Source organism: Salinivibrio sp. HTSP (genome assembly GCF_003390965.1).
Lineage (GTDB): Bacteria > Pseudomonadota > Gammaproteobacteria > Enterobacterales > Vibrionaceae > Salinivibrio > Salinivibrio kushneri.
Genome location: NZ_PXUD01000002.1, coordinates 1 through 17,239 on the forward strand (window position 1 = coordinate 1; position 17,239 = coordinate 17,239).

14 protein-coding genes are annotated in these 17,239 nt (G+C 52.0%); 11 read left to right on the top strand and 3 right to left on the bottom strand.

What is annotated here, in order from left to right:
- Positions 1 to 139: 139 nt before the first annotated feature.
- The 4 genes from C7A19_RS00260 (at position 140) to tadA (ending at position 4,621) form a co-directional block, all read left to right on the top strand.
- Positions 140 to 640 (top strand): RES family NAD+ phosphorylase, encoded by a 501-nt coding sequence (locus C7A19_RS00260; protein WP_235614233.1) that lies wholly within the window; start codon positions 140 to 142, stop codon positions 638 to 640.
- 437 nt (positions 641 to 1,077) lie between these two features.
- Complete coding sequence (locus tag C7A19_RS00265) at positions 1,078 to 2,145, top strand: type IV toxin-antitoxin system AbiEi family antitoxin (protein WP_201264047.1); 1,068 nt, start codon at positions 1,078 to 1,080, stop codon at positions 2,143 to 2,145.
- A gap of 320 nt (positions 2,146 to 2,465) precedes the next feature.
- Entirely contained in the window at positions 2,466 to 3,980 is a 1,515-nt protein-coding gene (locus C7A19_RS00270) for an AbgT family transporter (protein WP_116643882.1), read from the top strand.
- A 98-nt stretch (positions 3,981 to 4,078) separates the two neighbouring features.
- Positions 4,079 to 4,621, top strand: a complete 543-nt coding sequence (gene tadA, locus C7A19_RS00275; protein WP_116643848.1) for a tRNA adenosine(34) deaminase TadA — start codon at positions 4,079 to 4,081, stop codon at positions 4,619 to 4,621.
- Here the strand turns inward: tadA and C7A19_RS15660 are convergent.
- Together C7A19_RS15660 and mltF are read right to left on the bottom strand one after the other, a co-directional pair.
- Entirely contained in the window at positions 4,618 to 4,779 is a 162-nt protein-coding gene (locus C7A19_RS15660) for a hypothetical protein (RefSeq protein ID WP_167369481.1), read from the bottom strand. The genes tadA and C7A19_RS15660 overlap by 4 nt on opposite strands.
- A gap of 7 nt (positions 4,780 to 4,786) precedes the next feature.
- Positions 4,787 to 6,307 carry a membrane-bound lytic murein transglycosylase MltF gene (gene mltF, locus C7A19_RS00280; RefSeq protein ID WP_116643883.1) on the bottom strand — a complete coding sequence of 507 codons (1,521 nt, stop codon included), beginning with the start codon at positions 6,305 to 6,307 and terminating at the stop codon, positions 4,787 to 4,789.
- Positions 6,308 to 6,732: 425 nt separating this feature from the next.
- Between mltF and purL the strand changes: the two genes are divergently transcribed.
- Both purL and glnB read left to right on the top strand, forming a co-directional pair.
- Entirely contained in the window at positions 6,733 to 10,623 is a 3,891-nt protein-coding gene (gene purL / locus C7A19_RS00285; protein WP_116643849.1) for a phosphoribosylformylglycinamidine synthase, read from the top strand.
- Positions 10,624 to 10,772: 149 nt separating this feature from the next.
- On the top strand, positions 10,773 to 11,111 hold the full coding sequence (gene glnB / locus C7A19_RS00290; protein WP_046074987.1) for a nitrogen regulatory protein P-II: 339 nt from the start codon (positions 10,773 to 10,775) through the stop codon (positions 11,109 to 11,111).
- 104 nt (positions 11,112 to 11,215) lie between these two features.
- Here the strand turns inward: glnB and C7A19_RS00295 are convergent, their stop codons facing one another.
- On the bottom strand, positions 11,216 to 11,833 hold the full coding sequence (locus tag C7A19_RS00295) for a YitT family protein (RefSeq protein ID WP_077484587.1): 618 nt from the start codon (positions 11,831 to 11,833) through the stop codon (positions 11,216 to 11,218).
- A gap of 524 nt (positions 11,834 to 12,357) precedes the next feature.
- On the opposite strand from C7A19_RS00295, the gene glyA reads away from it, so the two are divergent.
- From glyA to ribBA, 5 genes are all read left to right on the top strand, one after another.
- Positions 12,358 to 13,608, top strand: a complete 1,251-nt coding sequence (glyA, locus tag C7A19_RS00305) for a serine hydroxymethyltransferase (protein ID WP_116643851.1) — start codon at positions 12,358 to 12,360, stop codon at positions 13,606 to 13,608.
- 182 nt (positions 13,609 to 13,790) lie between these two features.
- Positions 13,791 to 14,240: a transcriptional regulator NrdR gene (gene nrdR, locus C7A19_RS00310; protein ID WP_046074984.1), complete on the top strand. Its 450-nt coding sequence runs from the start codon at positions 13,791 to 13,793 to the stop codon at positions 14,238 to 14,240.
- Entirely contained in the window at positions 14,237 to 15,367 is a 1,131-nt protein-coding gene (ribD, locus tag C7A19_RS00315; RefSeq protein ID WP_116643852.1) for a bifunctional diaminohydroxyphosphoribosylaminopyrimidine deaminase/5-amino-6-(5-phosphoribosylamino)uracil reductase RibD, read from the top strand. The genes nrdR and ribD overlap by 4 nt, the downstream gene beginning before the upstream one ends.
- Before the next feature lie 5 nt (positions 15,368 to 15,372).
- Positions 15,373 to 16,035 carry a riboflavin synthase gene (locus tag C7A19_RS00320; protein ID WP_116643853.1) on the top strand — a complete coding sequence of 221 codons (663 nt, stop codon included), beginning with the start codon at positions 15,373 to 15,375 and terminating at the stop codon, positions 16,033 to 16,035.
- A gap of 10 nt (positions 16,036 to 16,045) precedes the next feature.
- Positions 16,046 to 17,155, top strand: a complete 1,110-nt coding sequence (gene ribBA / locus C7A19_RS00325; RefSeq protein WP_069363227.1) for a bifunctional 3,4-dihydroxy-2-butanone-4-phosphate synthase/GTP cyclohydrolase II — start codon at positions 16,046 to 16,048, stop codon at positions 17,153 to 17,155.
- The last annotated feature ends 84 nt before the right edge of the window (positions 17,156 to 17,239 follow it).

The window sequence follows — 17,239 nt, forward strand, 5'->3', positions numbered from 1 at the left end:
CAGTGATGTCGAGTAGGCGTTCACCGGTTTATTAACCGCTTACGAAGAGCTGCTCGACATGCTTATAGCTCGGTCATTACCGAGGCAGTGGTATCGAGCACGAATTCGAACAGGTGGCGAGGGCTATTCGATCGAAAATATGGGCGCTCCACCGAGGCGGCGCTCATCTAATGGTAGGGCGAACCCTGCTGGAATCCCCTATCTTTATCTGGGTTCTCAGCCTGATACGGCTGTGGCTGAGATCAGGCCTCATACCGGCGAGGTTGCTTGTGTAGCTGGTTTTAGTGTACCTGAGATAAAGGCAGTAGACTTGCGCAACCCACGAAAGCTTGTATCTCCTTTTATCTTGCCTGACGCTAGCGATATCGGACAACTGCGTGCGGACTTGCCTTTCTTGGAACGTTTGGGAGAGGAGTTAACTAGGCCTGTTCAACCAGCGGGAGCGGCTATCGACTATATACCGAGTCAGTACCTATGTGAGTTCATTAAAAAGAAAGGCTTTGACGGCGTTGTTTATCGCAGCTCTGTTAGTGAAGGGATTAATCTTGCCTTGTTTAATCCCGAACAGGCTGTAGGTGGCCAAGTCTCCATGTATAACGTAGGCCGGGTTTCGGTTCAGGTTGCTGCCTTAGAAACTTAGACCGACCTTCTATGAACCTTGGAGCGATGATGAGAGGCAATGATTAGTTCTTTGAGAAAGATTTATAAATAAACCCCATATCCAATTGGTGTTTTGATTTGTAAAGAGAAACAAGAACTTCGTCGTGATATGCAAGAATCCTCAGCTTGGGCCAAGGCAGAACTCAAACGCCGACGAGACGCAAAAAATCAAAAAAATTCTGCGTATGGTATAGATGATGGTATCGGGAAAGGTGATATTTCTAAATGGCTGGTATTTCGATGGATTTTGTGCCCGTTGATATTCGAGTGGGAATAAGACTCGCTAGGTATAGGTAGCGAAGTAAGCTTTGCCAACTAACAACAATGCCAGTCAGTTTTCTGACTGGCATTTTTTATGGTTGCACTATCTATCAACGATTGACGTCATGGCTGCACAACAGTGGGCACGGCTCGAAGATGAAAGCTATTGCCGACAAAAGTAAAGCGGACTATTATCTGTTCATGATTCATGAACGTCATCTGGGTATGAACGAGAACTCGACACTACTAATGCTAGCTTTGGATAATCTGCCTTCGCATATTCAAGGGGAGTATACTTTCGCTCCTAAGCCGGATGGTGGGCCTTACACCGATGCCGAGGTCACCCTGACAGTGCACGGCCAATGCTACTCGTTTAGCGCTGAAATAAAGCGTATCCACCGTAAAGAAAGCCTATCCGCATTGCTAGGCGCTGCTCGCTCAGACAATCTGTTGGTGTGTAACAGACTGACGACTCATCTCGCCGATTTTTGCAACGAGAACGCGATCAATTTTATTGATGAGGCCGGTAATGCTCGCTTGAGCCATGACGGGCTAAATCTATGGATTGAGGGGAAAAACAGCACTGAAGACCACCTTGCAATTCCACAGCCGGCAAAGCCAGGGTTAGGTTTTATGAAGCTTCTGTTTGCTTTGTTGGCTCAAGAAGATGTGTTACATCTGCCGTTTCGAGCCATAGCCGAGATGGCAAATATCTCATTAGGTATGGTGAGTAAGGGATTTAAATACCTAGAGGCTGAAAAGCTTGTCAGTATGGGTAGTACCCGTCGCATTCTGGATAAAGAGGCCCTTTATCAGATTTGGATTGAACACTATCGTACCGTACTTAGGCCAAAGCTCGGAGGGCTAAAATTAGTTGCGCCGGATGATTGGCGAGACATTCCTTTAGCATCCAAGGATTGTTGGGGGGGAGAAGTCGCTGCCGATAAACTGACACGCTATTTACAGCCTTATGAGTTACAGCTCTTTACCTTTGAGCCATTGCAAAAAAAGCTTGCACTGCTCAAGGCAAAGCCAGACGCTTCCGGCAGACTTTGGGTGGTGCCTGCATTCTGGGGAAAGGCGCTGGATATCAATATCAATGCCAAGGCGTTGCTGGCTGTTGCTGAGCTGCTAGCAAGCCGAGATAGCCGAAACAAGGAGGTTGCCGAACGCATCAATGAGCAATATCTACAGCTTAAAACACTGCCTGAACCCCGGGTTTGAGTCTGTACTGACACTGATCACCCGCACAACTCAGCAAACCTAACTCCAAACCTAGCAGATTTTTTGTTTCTAAATGTTTCAGTGTGCTCTGTAAGCGTCCGTTTTTTGTGCTGCTTTTCTAATTACAAAACAATTTAACATTTGGTTAACTGGCTTTCTTATGGCTAACTATGCTGATTTTTGCTTTACTGGCGAAAGTTTGTCATTTTAATGTCACTAAAACCTGCTCCAGCAGGTAAGCAAAGACACAACATCGAAAAATGGAGTAAACAGTGAGCCAACACATAAGCGACTCAGCCGATGCTGGCCAGCCGCGCGGCATGGATCGGTTTTTGAACATGATAGAGCGGGCCGGGAACCGCATTCCGGATCCCGCGTTATTGTTTTTTTGGGGGCTGATCACAGTCTGGGTATTGTCAGCTATTCTCTCTCAGATCTCTTTTGATTCAGTCCACCCTTTGACCGGTGACGCTGTCCAAGTCAAAAACCTGCTCACCGGCGATGCGCTAGCCCACTTTTTAGCCAATATGGTTGACACCTTTACTGGATTTGCGCCGCTGGGGATTGTTTTGGTGGCGATGCTTGGTGTAGGTGTGGCTGATCAGTCAGGCTTTATTACCACCGGGCTCAAGAAAATGCTGAGTGTAACGCCGAAGCAAGCGCTTACACCCATGCTGATTTTGGTGGCGATTGTCTCCCACACCGCCGCAGATGCTGGCTACGTACTGGTGATCCCACTCGGCGGGATTATCTTCCACGCGGCGGGTCGTCATCCTCTGGCCGGTATCGCTGCCGCCTTTGCTGGGGTATCCGGCGGCTTCTCCGCGAACTTTATTCCGTCTGGCATTGATCCTTTGCTGGCAGGCTTTACCGAGTCGGCCGCACACGTGTTGGATGACAGCTACCAAGTTAATCCCCTCGCTAACATCTACTTTACGGGCTTGTCATCGATTTTGATTATGGCGCTGGGCTGGTTTGTGACTGAGAAAATTGTCGAGCCACGCTTAAATCGCACACCGATTGATGAGGATGCCGAAGAGGCACCGGATTTAGGCTCTTTTACGGAGATTGAAGGAAAAGCCTTTAACCGTGCTGGGCTGGCGATGCTACTAGGGATCGCTGCGCTGGTGGCGGCCTCGTGGCCGGAAACGTCCCCACTTCGCTCTCCGGCGGGTGAGCTGACTGCGTTTGATGCACCGATTATGCAATCAATCGTGCCGCTGATTTTTGTGCTGTTTATCATTCCAGGCATTGTTTATGGCAAAACCGCGGGCACCTTTAAAACCAGTCAAGATGTGATTAAATCCATGTCTGACACCATGGCGACCATGGGTGCGTATATGGTGATGGCGTTTTTCTGCGCGCAATTCTTAGCCGCATTTACGCAATCCAACATTGGTACTTTGTTGGCGCTCAACGGCGCGGAGCTGTTGCAGTCAATGAACCTGCCAGGTGAGATGACGATTGTGGGAATGATTTTGCTGACCGCAATGGTGAACTTATTGATTGGTTCCGCGTCGGCGAAATGGGGGCTGATTGGGCCGATTCTCGTGCCGATGTTAATGGTCGTTGGCATTTCCCCTGAATTGTCGCAAGCGGCTTATCGTGTGGGTGATTCCGTGTCGAACATTATTTCGCCATTAATGGTGTTCTTCCCACTGGTGGTGGTGTATTGCCAGCGCTACGTGAAAACCACGGGTATTGGTACCGTGGCGTCAATGATGATTCCGTACTCGCTTACCATGCTGGTAGGTTGGACTTTGTTCTTGTTGGCGTACTGGGCGTTCGGATTGCCTTTGGGCATTCAAGCCAGTTACCAGTACTTGGTGCAGTAACACGTGGCAATACGTTGAGCGAGATAAGCCGGCCTTCGAGCCGGCTTATTTGTATCGTATACTGAGGGCGTATTAGGTTGTGAGTCACAGAGGTTGGAATGAAAGATCCACATGCGTCGGATAGCGAGCACGACGTCTATATGCGCCAAGCGATCCAGTTAGCAGACAAGGCGGAACAAGAGGGTGAAGTACCTGTCGGCGCCGTGGTGGTGTATCAAGGTGAGGTGGTGGGCACGGGGTGGAACCGAACCATTACCCAGCATGATGCCACCGCCCATGCCGAAGTCATGGCCTTACGCCAAGCCGGCCAAGTGCTGGGGAATTATCGTTTATTAGACGCGGATCTTTATGTGACACTCGAACCGTGCCCGATGTGTGCGGCGGCGATCGTGCATGGCCGTGTCAGAAAAGTCTACTTTGGCGCGCCGGATCCCAAAACGGGGGCTGCCGGTTCGGTAATGAACTTGCTGAGCTATGAGGGTGTGAATCACCATGTGCACAGTGAGGGCGGGGTGTTAGAAACCGAATGCCGTGCGCAATTACAAGCCTTTTTCCGCCGTCGTCGCGCCGAAAAAAAGGCCGCTAAAAAAGCAGCCTGTCAATCTCAACCTTGCTTACCTGACTCAGGCAAGATGTCCTAGAACGCGTCATCAAAGGCGGCAAATTCACGAATCGCAAAGGCACGTTGTCGCCAAAGTACCTTTTTATGCATATTTTGGCGCATACGCTTACGCCGGTTAGCGGATGAAATATTGTTTTTGCGAAAGCTCTGTTTCACCAGCCGTTTTCTTGGAACCATGCTGCCCTCATTGTGGTTGCGTGTCTGATTGCGGTGTCGAGTTATCCTCTGACTGTGATGACGCCGAATCTGGCGCTTGCTCGGTTGCGTTCTCGGAGGCATTTTCCAATGGCTCGTCAGGGGCGACGATCGTTTGTAGGCCACCGAGATCTTCAACTTGTTGGCTATCGAGAGATTCTATATGCGCTTTCTCATAGCCTAGAATACTTTGGTAATAGCGGCGAATATTCTCGACGTAGCTAAGCGCCTCGTAGCCACGTGCGTAACCATAGCGTGTTTGGGTGTAATACTGACGCTTGGCCAATAGAGGCAGGCGCTGTTTTACATCGCTCCAAGAGTTAGGGTCGGCCCCTTGTGCGTCAGTGAGTCGGCGTGCGTCCATCATATGGCCAAACCCAATGTTATAAGAGGCGAGGGCAAACCAAATGCGCTCATGTGGATTGACACTGGCAGGCACACGGTCAAGTACGCGTTGCAAGTAAAGCGAGCCGCCCTTAATACTTTGTTCCGGATCAAGACGATTGCGCACACCTACGGATTTAGCGGTCGGCAGGGTGAGCATCATCATACCGCGCACCCCGGTGGGCGAGATCGCCCGTGGATTCCAATGAGACTCTTGATACGATAGGGCCGCCAGTAAGCGCCAATCAAAATCGTTCGCATGCTTTTTGAAAAGCGGCTCCCACTTAGGCAACTTGCTCTCTAATGCCCGCAAAAAGGCGCGGGTATCGACGTAATCAAATTGGTCGACGTGACCAAAATACTTCTCTTCTAAGATAGCCAGTTCGCCAGTTTGGTTGATCTCACCAAAAAAATTGACCATCAAGGCATAGGCGCTGCTGTCGCCTTGTTTTTTCATAAACCAGGCGACAGGCTCGTCTTCACTGAGGGCCATGGCGACGGCTATATCTGGGTGGGTGCGTTGCATCAAGGCAATATCGACGGAATCGGCAATGGTAAAGTCAATCTCACCGTCTGCGACTTGTTTAAGCAGCTCATCATCGTCGGCGTCTTGCACCACTTTCCAGCTGAGATCGGGGTGGTCTTGTTTTAGCGCTTGCAGGGTGAGGTCGTGGCTAGAATCTTCCACTACCGCCATGGTGGCATCGTCACGGTTAAAGTCATCGACATCGCGTGGGCGCCAATGTCCCTTTTTGTACACCACTTGTTGGCTGACAAAGTAATAGGCGGGGCCAGGGCGAAACTGGGCTAAACGTTGGTCGGTAATGGTAAGGCCAGCGGCAATCAGATCCACATCACCGCGCTTGAGAGCAGGGAAGAGCCCGGACAAGGTGTAGGTCGGCACCATTTCCAGTTTTACCCCGAGCTTATCAGCAAAACGTGATGCAAGCTCGTAATCCAGCCCGGTGGGGCCATCAGGACCAATATAGTATGAGAGTTCGTTATTGAGTGTCCCGACTCTTAAAACGCCGCGGTCACGGATTTTTTCTAGAACGGTACGATCGTCGAAGGTCCAATCACAGCCTGTGACGGCGAGGCTAAGCACAAGTACCGTTAGGCTAATCATCCATGATCGCAAAGAAAAGTCACGCTGTGTCAAAGGCTGTCGCTCACTGTTGCATGCCAGCATCAAACCGCTAGCGATGATCGATAGACGCGCCATTCTACGTGAATAGACGTCAGACCGATAGAGGGAAAATTTTTTGCGCAAACGGTTGCGTCAGGTGTGTTGTCGTTGACGGTTTTCCCCTATAATGGCGGTCGCTTGGGCAAAATGCCAGCATTAAAACGCGGGTTGAGCGGCGCATCACTCGGGGTTCTCAGTGAATTCGCTTTGTGCGTAATGCGTGAACGGTATCCGCGCTTGCCGTGAAATATAACCGTGACAACTGCCATTGCGGCAAGGTCAGTGGTGATACCCAAGTTATGGTGCCAGGGTGCGATAACTTGGGTATACCCCTTTCATTTACCGCTAACGAGAGACGTACGCACATGGATATTTTGCGTGGTTCCCCCGCACTGTCTGAGTTTCGTGTCAACAAATTACTGGCGAGCTGCCAAGCACACCAGTTACCTGTCACGGCACTGTATGCTGAGTTTATTCATTTTGCCGATTTGCATCAGCCTTTGGATAGCGCCAGTCGCGAGAAGCTCGAAAAGCTACTGACTTACGGACCAACCTTACCACCGGATGCCCCGGAAGGGACGCTGTTTCTTGTGACCCCACGTCCAGGCACCTTGTCGCCGTGGTCCTCCAAGGCAACTGATATTGCCCATAACTGCGGCTTGGATGCGGTCAAACGCTTGGAGCGCGGGACGGCGTACTATATTCAGTTATCCGCGCCTTTGACCAATGAGCAACACGCGACCTTAATCGGATTGTTGCACGATCGGATGATGGAAACGGTGTTCAGCGAGCTTGAGGCCGCCGCGGTGCTGTTCGAGCAAGCGGAACCTGCGCCGATGCATAGCGTAGACATTCTCTCGGGTGGCCGCGTCGCCTTAGTCGAGGCCAACCAAGCCTTAGGGTTGGCACTGGCAGAAGACGAAATTGACTATCTGGTCGAGAACTTCACCCTGCTGGGGCGTAATCCTAACGACATCGAACTGATGATGTTTGCGCAAGCCAACTCTGAGCATTGCCGACATAAAATCTTTAACGCCGACTGGACTATTGATGGTGAAAAGCAGCCCAAATCGCTGTTTAAGATGATCAAAAACACCTACGAGAAAACCCCAGATAACGTGCTGTCGGCGTATAAAGACAACGCGGCCGTGATGACGGGCTCAAACGTTGGGCGCTTTTTCCCTAGCCCAGAGAGCCACAGCTATCAGTATCATCATGAACTTGCCCATATTTTGATGAAGGTGGAAACCCACAACCACCCCACCGCGATTTCACCCTGGCCAGGCGCGGCGACCGGCTCTGGCGGTGAAATTCGTGACGAGGGGGCAACCGGTGTTGGGGGAAAACCCAAAGCAGGGTTGGTCGGTTTTTCCGTCTCTAACCTCAAAATTCCGGGCTTTATTCAGCCGTGGGAGCGAGACTATGGCAAGCCTGAGCGCATTGCCTCTGCGCTCGATATTATGCTGGAAGGCCCTTTGGGCGGCGCGGCGTTTAACAACGAATTTGGTCGCCCTAACTTGTTGGGCTACTTCCGTACCTATGAGCAATTGGTGACCTCACATGCCGGTGAGGAAGTACGTGGCTATCACAAACCCATCATGATCGCCGGTGGGATGGGTAACATCCGCGACGGCCATGTACAAAAGGACGAGATTGAGGTGGGTGCCAAGCTGATTGTGTTAGGTGGCCCAGCGATGAACATCGGCCTTGGCGGCGGAGCGGCATCGTCGATGGCATCCGGTCAGTCGGCGGAAGACTTAGACTTTGCCTCGGTACAGCGTGAGAATCCAGAAATGGAGCGTCGCTGCCAAGAAGTGATTGATCGTTGCTGGCAACTTGGCGACGACAATCCGATTGCCTTTATCCATGATGTGGGCGCGGGTGGCCTGTCCAATGCTATGCCAGAGCTGGTCGATGATGGCGGCCGTGGTGGACGCTTTAACTTGCGTGATATTCCTAATGATGAGCCGGGAATGAGCCCGCTCGCCATTTGGTGTAACGAGTCGCAAGAGCGTTATGTCTTGGCGGTTAAACCGGAAAATATGGCGCTTTTTGAAGCCTTGTGCGAGCGTGAACGGGCGCCGTACGCGGTGCTTGGTGAGGCCACCGATGCGCGTCATCTGTCGCTTGAAGACAGCCACTTCGACAATACCCCTATCGACATGCCGATGGATATTCTGCTGGGTAAAGCGCCCAAAATGCACCGGGATGTCACGCGTCAGCAAGTGACCAGTGCTGCGCTTAACACCCAAGGCATTGAGCTGGCACAAGCCTGTGAGCGTGTTTTACGCTTGCCGGCGGTGGCGGAGAAAACCTTCTTGATCACCATCGGCGACCGTTCGGTGACTGGACTGGTTGCCCGTGACCAAATGGTCGGCCCGTGGCAGGTACCGGTCGCTAACTGTGCGGTGACAGCGGCAAGCTATGACAGTTATCACGGCGAAGCGATGGCGATGGGTGAGCGAACGCCTGCAGCCTTGCTCGACTTTGCTGCCTCTGCCCGAATGGCGGTCGGGGAAGCACTCACCAATATCGCCTGTGCCGATATTGGTAGCCTGACCAACATTAAACTGTCTGCCAACTGGATGTCCGCGGCGGGTCATCCGGGCGAGGATGCTGGTTTGTACGAAGCGGTCAAAGCCGTGGGCGAGGAGCTATGTCCTGAGCTGTCACTGACCATTCCGGTGGGTAAAGACTCGATGTCGATGAAAACCCAGTGGCAGCAAGACGATGAAAATAAAACTGTCACCGCGCCGATGTCGCTGATCATCACCGCCTTTGGCCGCGTGGAAGATGTGCGTCGTACCGTGACCCCACAATTGCGTACCGATAAAGGTGACAGCCAGCTGATTGCGATTGATCTTGGTGAAGGCGCGCAGCGTCTGGGCGCAACCGCGTTGGCTCAGGTTTACCATCAATTGGGCGATAAGCCTGCCGATGTCACCAGCAGCGCCCGCCTAAAAGGCTTTTTCAATGCGATGCAAACCTTGGTGGCAGAGCAAAAGCTACTGGCATATCACGACCGAGCCGACGGCGGACTGTTCGTTACCTTGGCAGAAATGGCGTTTGCCGGCCACACCGGTATCGACGTCGACATCGCCCGTTTAGGCGACGATGCCTTGTCAGTGTTGTTTAACGAAGAGCTGGGTGCGGTGATCCAAGTGGCAGCGCCAGATCTGGAGCGCGTTAAGGCGGTGTTGGATGAACATCGATTAACCGCATGCAGTCACCTGATTGGCGGCCTAAGTGATAGTGATGAAATTATCTTGCGTCATGGTGAGGTACCTATTTATCAAGCCAGTCGCCAGCACCTACGTCAGATTTGGGCTGAAACCACCTATCAGATGCAAGCGCGTCGCGATAATCCAGATTGTGCACGCCAAGAGTTTGACGCCAAACAGGCGACCGATCCTGGGTTGCACGCCCGCCTGAGCTTTGATGTACACCAAGATATCGCTGCGCCATATATCGCTACTGGCCAACAACCGACCATGGCTGTTTTGCGTGAGCAAGGCGTGAACTCGCATGTGGAAATGGCAGCCGCCTTCGATCGCGCTGGCTTTAACGCTGTGGATGTTCATATGAGTGACATTCTCTCAGGACGCATTAGTTTGGACGGTTTCCAAGGGATGGTGGCCTGTGGCGGTTTCTCTTACGGTGACGTGTTGGGCGCCGGTGAAGGTTGGGCGAAATCCATTCTGTTTAACAGCCGCGCGCGCGACCAATTTAGTGCTTTCTTTAGTCGTGAAGACACCTTGGCACTTGGCGTGTGTAATGGCTGTCAGATGCTGTCGAACTTGCATGAACTGATCCCTGGCGCCGCACACTGGCCACGATTTGTTCGTAACGAGTCCGAGCGGTTTGAGGCCCGCTTTAGCATGGTGGAAGTGCAATCAAGCCCCTCCGCCTTCTTTGCTGGGATGGCGGGGTCACGGATGCCCATTGCGGTATCGCATGGTGAGGGACGCGTGGAGGTGCGCGATGCTGAGCATCTGGCGGCGATTGAGGCGTCAGGCACGGTAGCGCTGCGTTACACCGATAATCACGGCCAGCCAACACAAGCGTATCCGGCCAACCCGAATGGCTCACCCAATGGCATCACTGCGCTGACCACAGAGTCGGGCCGCGTCACCATTATGATGCCGCATCCTGAGCGGGTATTCCGTACCGTCGCCAACTCTTGCCACCCCGATGATTGGGGCGAAGACAGTGCTTGGATGCGTATGTTCCGCAACGCGCGCGTGACCCTAGGTTAACTGCGAAATAGGATATTAGCCGCCATCGATTGGCGGCTTTTTTGTATTATGCGTGAATCGATGGATGATTTTTTATCATGCTGCGATACAATTTCAGCTAAACACTTGATCCATCAGGACCGGCTGCGGCCAACGAGAGGGATAACACAATGAAAAAAATTGAAGCCATCATCAAGCCATTTAAACTCGATGACGTGCGTGAAGCGCTAGCTGATGTGGGCATCACGGGGATGACTGTCTCAGAAGTAAAGGGATTTGGTCGTCAAAAGGGCCACACTGAGCTGTATCGTGGCGCCGAATATATGGTCGACTTTTTGCCTAAGGTGAAGCTTGAAGTGATCGTCAGTAACGATGTAGCCGAGCAGTGTGTCGATACCATTATTGATACCGCACAAACCGGTAAAATCGGTGATGGCAAAATCTTTGTCTTTGATGTTGAGCGTGTGGTGCGCATCCGTACCGGTGAGGAAGACGAAGAAGCGATTTAATCACGCGTCTGAGTGCAGTTAAGTCACTACGAAAAAGCCAAGCATCATGCTTGGCTTTGTTGGTTTGCGCCGTCTTGTTGTATGGCTTGGCGTTGATAGGCCGCTCAAGCGCTGGGGTTAGCAGGATGCGCCTGATAGCGCCCAGGCTTGTGGTTCATCGCCAACACTAAGTTGAGTACGATCGCGCCAACCACTGACCACATCAGCAGGTTCAGATCGATAAGGAAGAAAGATAACGCGAGAATGGTGCAGTCGATGCCCATTTGTAGCTTTCCTGCCGAGATCCCAAACTTGTCCTGACAATAGAGCACCAGCACGTTAAAGCCGCCCAAGCTGGCATTGTGGCGGAAAATCATCAGCATGCCGACGCCCATTAGCAAACCACCAATGACGGCACAGTACGCAGGGGCCAGCCAGGTAATTTCAAAGAAGTAGGCAATATGGTCAGCCATCACCGATACCGCGCCCCCCGCGAGTAAGCTACGCACAGCAAAGCGTGGGCTCATACGAAACCACGCCATTAAATAAAACGGGCAATTACACAGAAAATACAAAGTACCGAACGATAGGTCGGTAAACTGGCTGACCAACAAGGCAAGACCTGTGGTGCCCCCGGTTAAGAGCCCGGCTTGTTGCAAAAAAAACACCCCTTGGGCGACGAGAAACGCGCCCGAGGCGATAGCAATAATGTCTTCTTTAAAGCTGTGTTGGTACTGACTCACACGGCTTCTCCCTACTTAATTAGCGTGATAAAAACAAAAACGTGATAACAACAAAAAGGCCGCCAAAACCCAGCGGGCCGGCGGTAAAAAAGGTTAATGGAATTTTCGGGCGCGGATCTTATCGCCAATTAGGTCTAAGAGAAAGCCGATGAGGTAAATCACTTGAATGTAGAATGTCAGCATTATGATACTCAGCTGTAAAATCTTTACACCGACCATGTGCGTTGACGCTCGACCATTATCATCGTCATGCGCAATAAAAAAGTGTGACACAGACTACCTGACAGGGTGGATTTTTTGTAGAATAGCAAACGCAGTCATGGCGGTAACGAAAACGTTTGCGTGGGCGGCTGGAATGAGCAATTTTCCTTGGCTTAATCGCTTTGATTTGTCATGTTAAGGCGACTAAGCCAAGGGGTGATCGAAGCCATCACACCAGCACACGTTTTTGCTAGGGGAGTTGAAAGCGCCCTAGCGTTCGCTTTTGGGGTTATTGCCCGCCAATGTTAAGTCAGGAGAGACAAATGCTAAAGCGTGACATGAATATCGCGGATTACGATCCCGCCCTGTTCGCCGCCATTGAAGAAGAAACGGCACGTCAGGAAGAACACATTGAGCTGATCGCATCAGAAAACTACACCAGCCCACGCGTGATGGAAGCGCAAGGCTCTCAACTGACCAACAAGTACGCAGAAGGCTACCCAGGTAAGCGTTATTACGGTGGCTGTGAGTACGTAGACAAAGCGGAAGCGCTCGCGATTGAGCGTGCGTGTGAGCTGTTTGGTTGTGAGTATGCCAACGTGCAGCCTCATTCAGGCTCACAAGCGAATAGCGCGGTTTATATGGCCCTGCTAAATCCAGGCGATACGGTTCTAGGTATGAGCTTGGCGCATGGTGGTCACTTAACCCATGGCTCGCCGGTCAACTTCTCTGGTAAGCATTACCATGTGATCCCTTATGGCATTGATGAAGCTGGCAAGATCGATTACGAGCAAATGGAACAGCTGGCGCTGGAGCACAAGCCGAAAATGCTGATCGGTGGCTTTTCTGCCTATTCACAAGTGGTGGATTGGAAGCGCATGCGTGAAATCGCTGATAAAGTCGGTGCATGGTTGTTGGTGGATATGGCGCACGTCGCAGGTCTGATTGCGGCAGGCGTATATCCAGATCCATTGCCACATGCACATGTAGTCACCACCACCACCCACAAAACCCTGGCGGGCCCTCGCGGCGGTTTGATCTTGTCGAATGCCGGTGAAGACCTCTATAAAAAGCTCAACTCTGCGGTATTCCCAGGCGGGCAGGGTGGCCCACTGATGCACGTGATTGCGGGTAAAGCCGTGGCGTTTAAAGAAGCGATGGAGCCTGAGTTTAAGGCCTACCAAGCGCGCGTGATTGATAATGCACGCGCGATGGTCAAAGGCTTCCAAGCTCGCGGTTACAAGATAGTATCAGGCTCAACCGATAATCACCTGTTGCTGGTTGACCTTATCGATAAAGACATTACCGGAAAAGAAGCAGACGCAGCACTGGGTTCGGCTAATATCACGGTCAACAAAAACAGTGTGCCGAATGACCCACGCAGTCCGTTTGTCACCTCTGGCATTCGTGTAGGCACGCCTGCGATTACACGTCGTGGCTTTACCGAGCAAGATGCCGAACAGCTTGCGCACTGGATGTGTGATGTCTTGGATAACATCGGTAATGAGCAAGTGATTGCCGAGACTAAAGAAAAAGTGCAAGCGATTTGCCGTCGCCTGCCTGTGTATGCCTAATTATTGGCACGAAAATGAATAGCTTATAAGGCGCCTTAGGGCGTCTTTTTTGTTTTTACAGGCATCACCGACCTTACAGGGTTTGTTTAGCACACAAAACCACCATAAAGTCCTCTTCAATAGGCTTTTTCATCGCTACAAATCGGTTACACTAGCAAGACGATATTGAGGAGGCGACACTCATGCACTGTCCATTTTGTGGTGCTACCGACACCAAAGTGATCGATTCTCGTCTTGTGGCTGATGGTCACCAAGTTCGCCGTCGCCGCCAATGTTTGGCGTGCGCAGAGCGTTATACCACGTTCGAAACGGCAGAGTTAGTGATGCCACGGGTGATTAAGACCAACGGCAACCGAGAACCGTTTGACGAAGAGAAACTGCGTGGCGGCATTCAACGCGCATTAGAAAAGCGCCCAGTGAGCGCCGATGACATTGAAAAAGCGATCAACAGTATAAAGTCACGTTTGCGCGCTACCGGAGAGCGCGAAATTGGCTCTGCCATGGTGGGGAACTTGGTGATGGAAGCGCTCAAGGAGCTAGATAAAGTGGCTTATATTCGCTTTGCCTCTGTGTACCATAGTTTTGAAGACATTCGTGAATTTGGCGAAGAAATCGCACGGTTGCAAAAATGAGTCAAAGCGAACGCGATAAAACCATGATGATGCGCGCGTTAGCGCTCGCGGCCCAAGGTCGCTATACCACCACGCCTAATCCCAATGTTGGTTGTGTGATTGCACAGGGCGACGAAGTGGTCGGTGAAGGGTTTCATATCGCCCCCGGCGGCCCGCACGCTGAAGTGCATGCATTAAAGGCTGCGGGAGCATGCGCACAAGGCGCGACAGCTTACGTCACCTTAGAGCCTTGTTCTCATTATGGTCGCACGCCGCCGTGTTGCGATGCGTTGATTGCTGCCAACGTCAGCCGCGTGGTGTGCGCGATGCAAGACCCAAACCCTAAAGTGGCCGGACGTGGTATCGCACGGTTACAAGAAGCAGGCATTGAGGTGGTTGTGGGCGTGATGCTTGAACAGGCAAAAGCGCTGAACCTTGGTTTTATCAAACGTATGCAAACTAAAATGCCGTATGTGCAGCTTAAACTGGCGGGAAGCCTTGATGGGCGCACGGCATTGGCGAATGGGCAAAGTAAATGGATTACCGGTGAGCCCGCGCGTGCCGATGTGCAAGCATTTCGCGCGCAAGCCAGCGCCATTTTATCAACCAGTGCCACGGTGCTTGCCGATGATCCTAGCTTGAATATTCGCAATGGTCAGCTTCCCGCTGACATCCTCGATACCTACCCGCAGTCATCCTTGCGTCAACCCACACGGGTAATTTTGGATAAAGACAATAAAACCTCTCCTGATGCGGCTGTTTATCAGCTAGAGGGCGATGTGATCCGTGTTGTTGATACGCCGAGTAACCAGGTGTGGCCGGATAACGTTCATGAGTGGGTGATGCCAGGTGCGTCATTGTCTGCCATTCTGCGCGCCCTGGCCGAACATGATATTGACAAAATATGGGTAGAAGCGGGCGCGAGGCTGGCGGCTCAGTTGCTCACTGAATCGTTAGTTGATGAGCTGATCGTTTACCAAGCGCCAATGTTGTTAGGGGGCGATAGTCGCCCCTTGGTTGCGTTAGACGGGATGCAACGGATGGACGATGCACCGCGTTTCCAGTTTAATCAGGTGAAGGTGATCGGTGACGATGTTCGCTTAACCGCCATGCTCTCTGAGCATGCTGTGACCACGCAAGAGTATTAAAGACGATGTTTACTGGCATTATTGAAGCGATGGGGCGCGTGCAAACCCTAAGCCGTCGAGGACAAGACGTTATCTTGACCATCGACAGCGGCGAGCTTGATCTCGCCGACGTTAAATTGGGTGACAGCATCGCCACCAACGGAGTATGTTTAACCGTGGTTGCATTGACCGCAACGGGCTATAGCGCCGATGTCTCCTCGGAAACCTTGGCGCGTTCGTCGCTGGGCGCTTTATCGGTAGGAGATAACGTCAACCTTGAAAAGGCCATGCTGCCGACCATCCGCTTTGGCGGCCATATGGTCTCCGGCCATGTTGATGGTCTGGGTGAAGTCACATCAGTCAGTCAAACGGGTCGTGCCTGGGAGTACTGGATTGCATTGCCGTCTGATCTCGCGAAGTATGTGGCATTGAAAGGCTCTATCACGGTGGACGGTATCAGTTTGACAGTGAACGAAGTGAATGGCAGCCATATCAAACTCACAATCGTGCCGCACACCGCCGAGCAAACCACCATTCAGCACTTTGCGCCCGGGCGCAAGGTAAACATCGAAGTCGATGTGATCGCCCGTTACCTCGAGCGATTGATGCTCGGTGATAAGGCGGCTGAGCCGACACAATCAACGGGTATCAGCCTGGAAACATTGGCCCGTTCCGGTTTTTTGAAATAAGGATCCCAAGATGGCAATTAGTAGCGCTCAAGAAATCATTGACGATATCCGCCAAGGTAAAATGGTGGTGTTGATGGATGACGAAGATCGCGAGAACGAAGGCGATTTGATCATCGCGGCAGAGGCAGTGACACCAGAAGCGATCAACTTTATGGCCACCCACGGTCGAGGATTGATTTGCTTGACGCTGACTCAGCAGCGCTGCCAGCAGCTTGGACTGCCCTTGATGGTGTCCGACAATAACGCGCAATTTTCTACCGCCTTTACCGTGTCGATTGAAGCGGCCGAAGGGGTGACCACAGGGATATCGGCGGCTGACCGCGCGCGCACCGTACAAGCCGCAGTTACCCCCGACGCTAAAGCGGCTGACTTGGTGCAGCCGGGCCATGTCTTCCCCTTGATGGCGCAAGAGGGAGGGGTACTCACCCGCGCTGGCCACACTGAAGCAGGGTGCGATTTGGCCCGTTTAGGTGGCTACAGCCCAGCTTCTGTGATTGTTGAGATCTTAAATGAAGACGGCACCATGGCACGTCGCCCTGACTTGGAGGTGTTCTGTGACAAGCACGGCATCAAGCTGGGCACCATTGCCGATTTGATTGAATACCGTAATCTCAACGAGACCACCATCGAGCGGGTGGCGTCTTGTAAACTGCCGACGGAGTTTGGCGAATTTGATTTGGTGACCTATCGTGACACCATCGATGATCAAATCCACTACGCGATGTGTAAAGGCGAAGTAACTGCCGATCCAACCCTGGTTCGTGTTCATCTGCAAGATACCTTTACCGATGTACTCCAGTCTGACCGCACCGCTGAGCGCAGTTGGAGTCTGAACCGTGCGATGCAGAGGATTAGCGATGAAGGCGGGGTGTTGGTGATTCTAGGTAAAGAAGAAACCAGCGAAGCTATTGTTAACAAGGTAAAAGCGTTTGAAGCGCAAGATAAAGGTGAGAAACCGGCCGGTGCCAAGTGGCAGGGGACCTCTCGCCGAGTGGGGATTGGATCGCAAATATTGGCGGATCTTGGTGTCAAGCAAATGCGCCTGCTGTCTTCATCAACCAAGCGTTATCATGCCTTGTCTGGCTTTGGCCTGAACGTGGTGGAATACGTCACCGAATAACGTATAACAACGACGCGCGATAGGCACCATTATCCACTGGTACGGAACATGGTGCCATTGGATAAAAATGTGGTAGAATCGCGC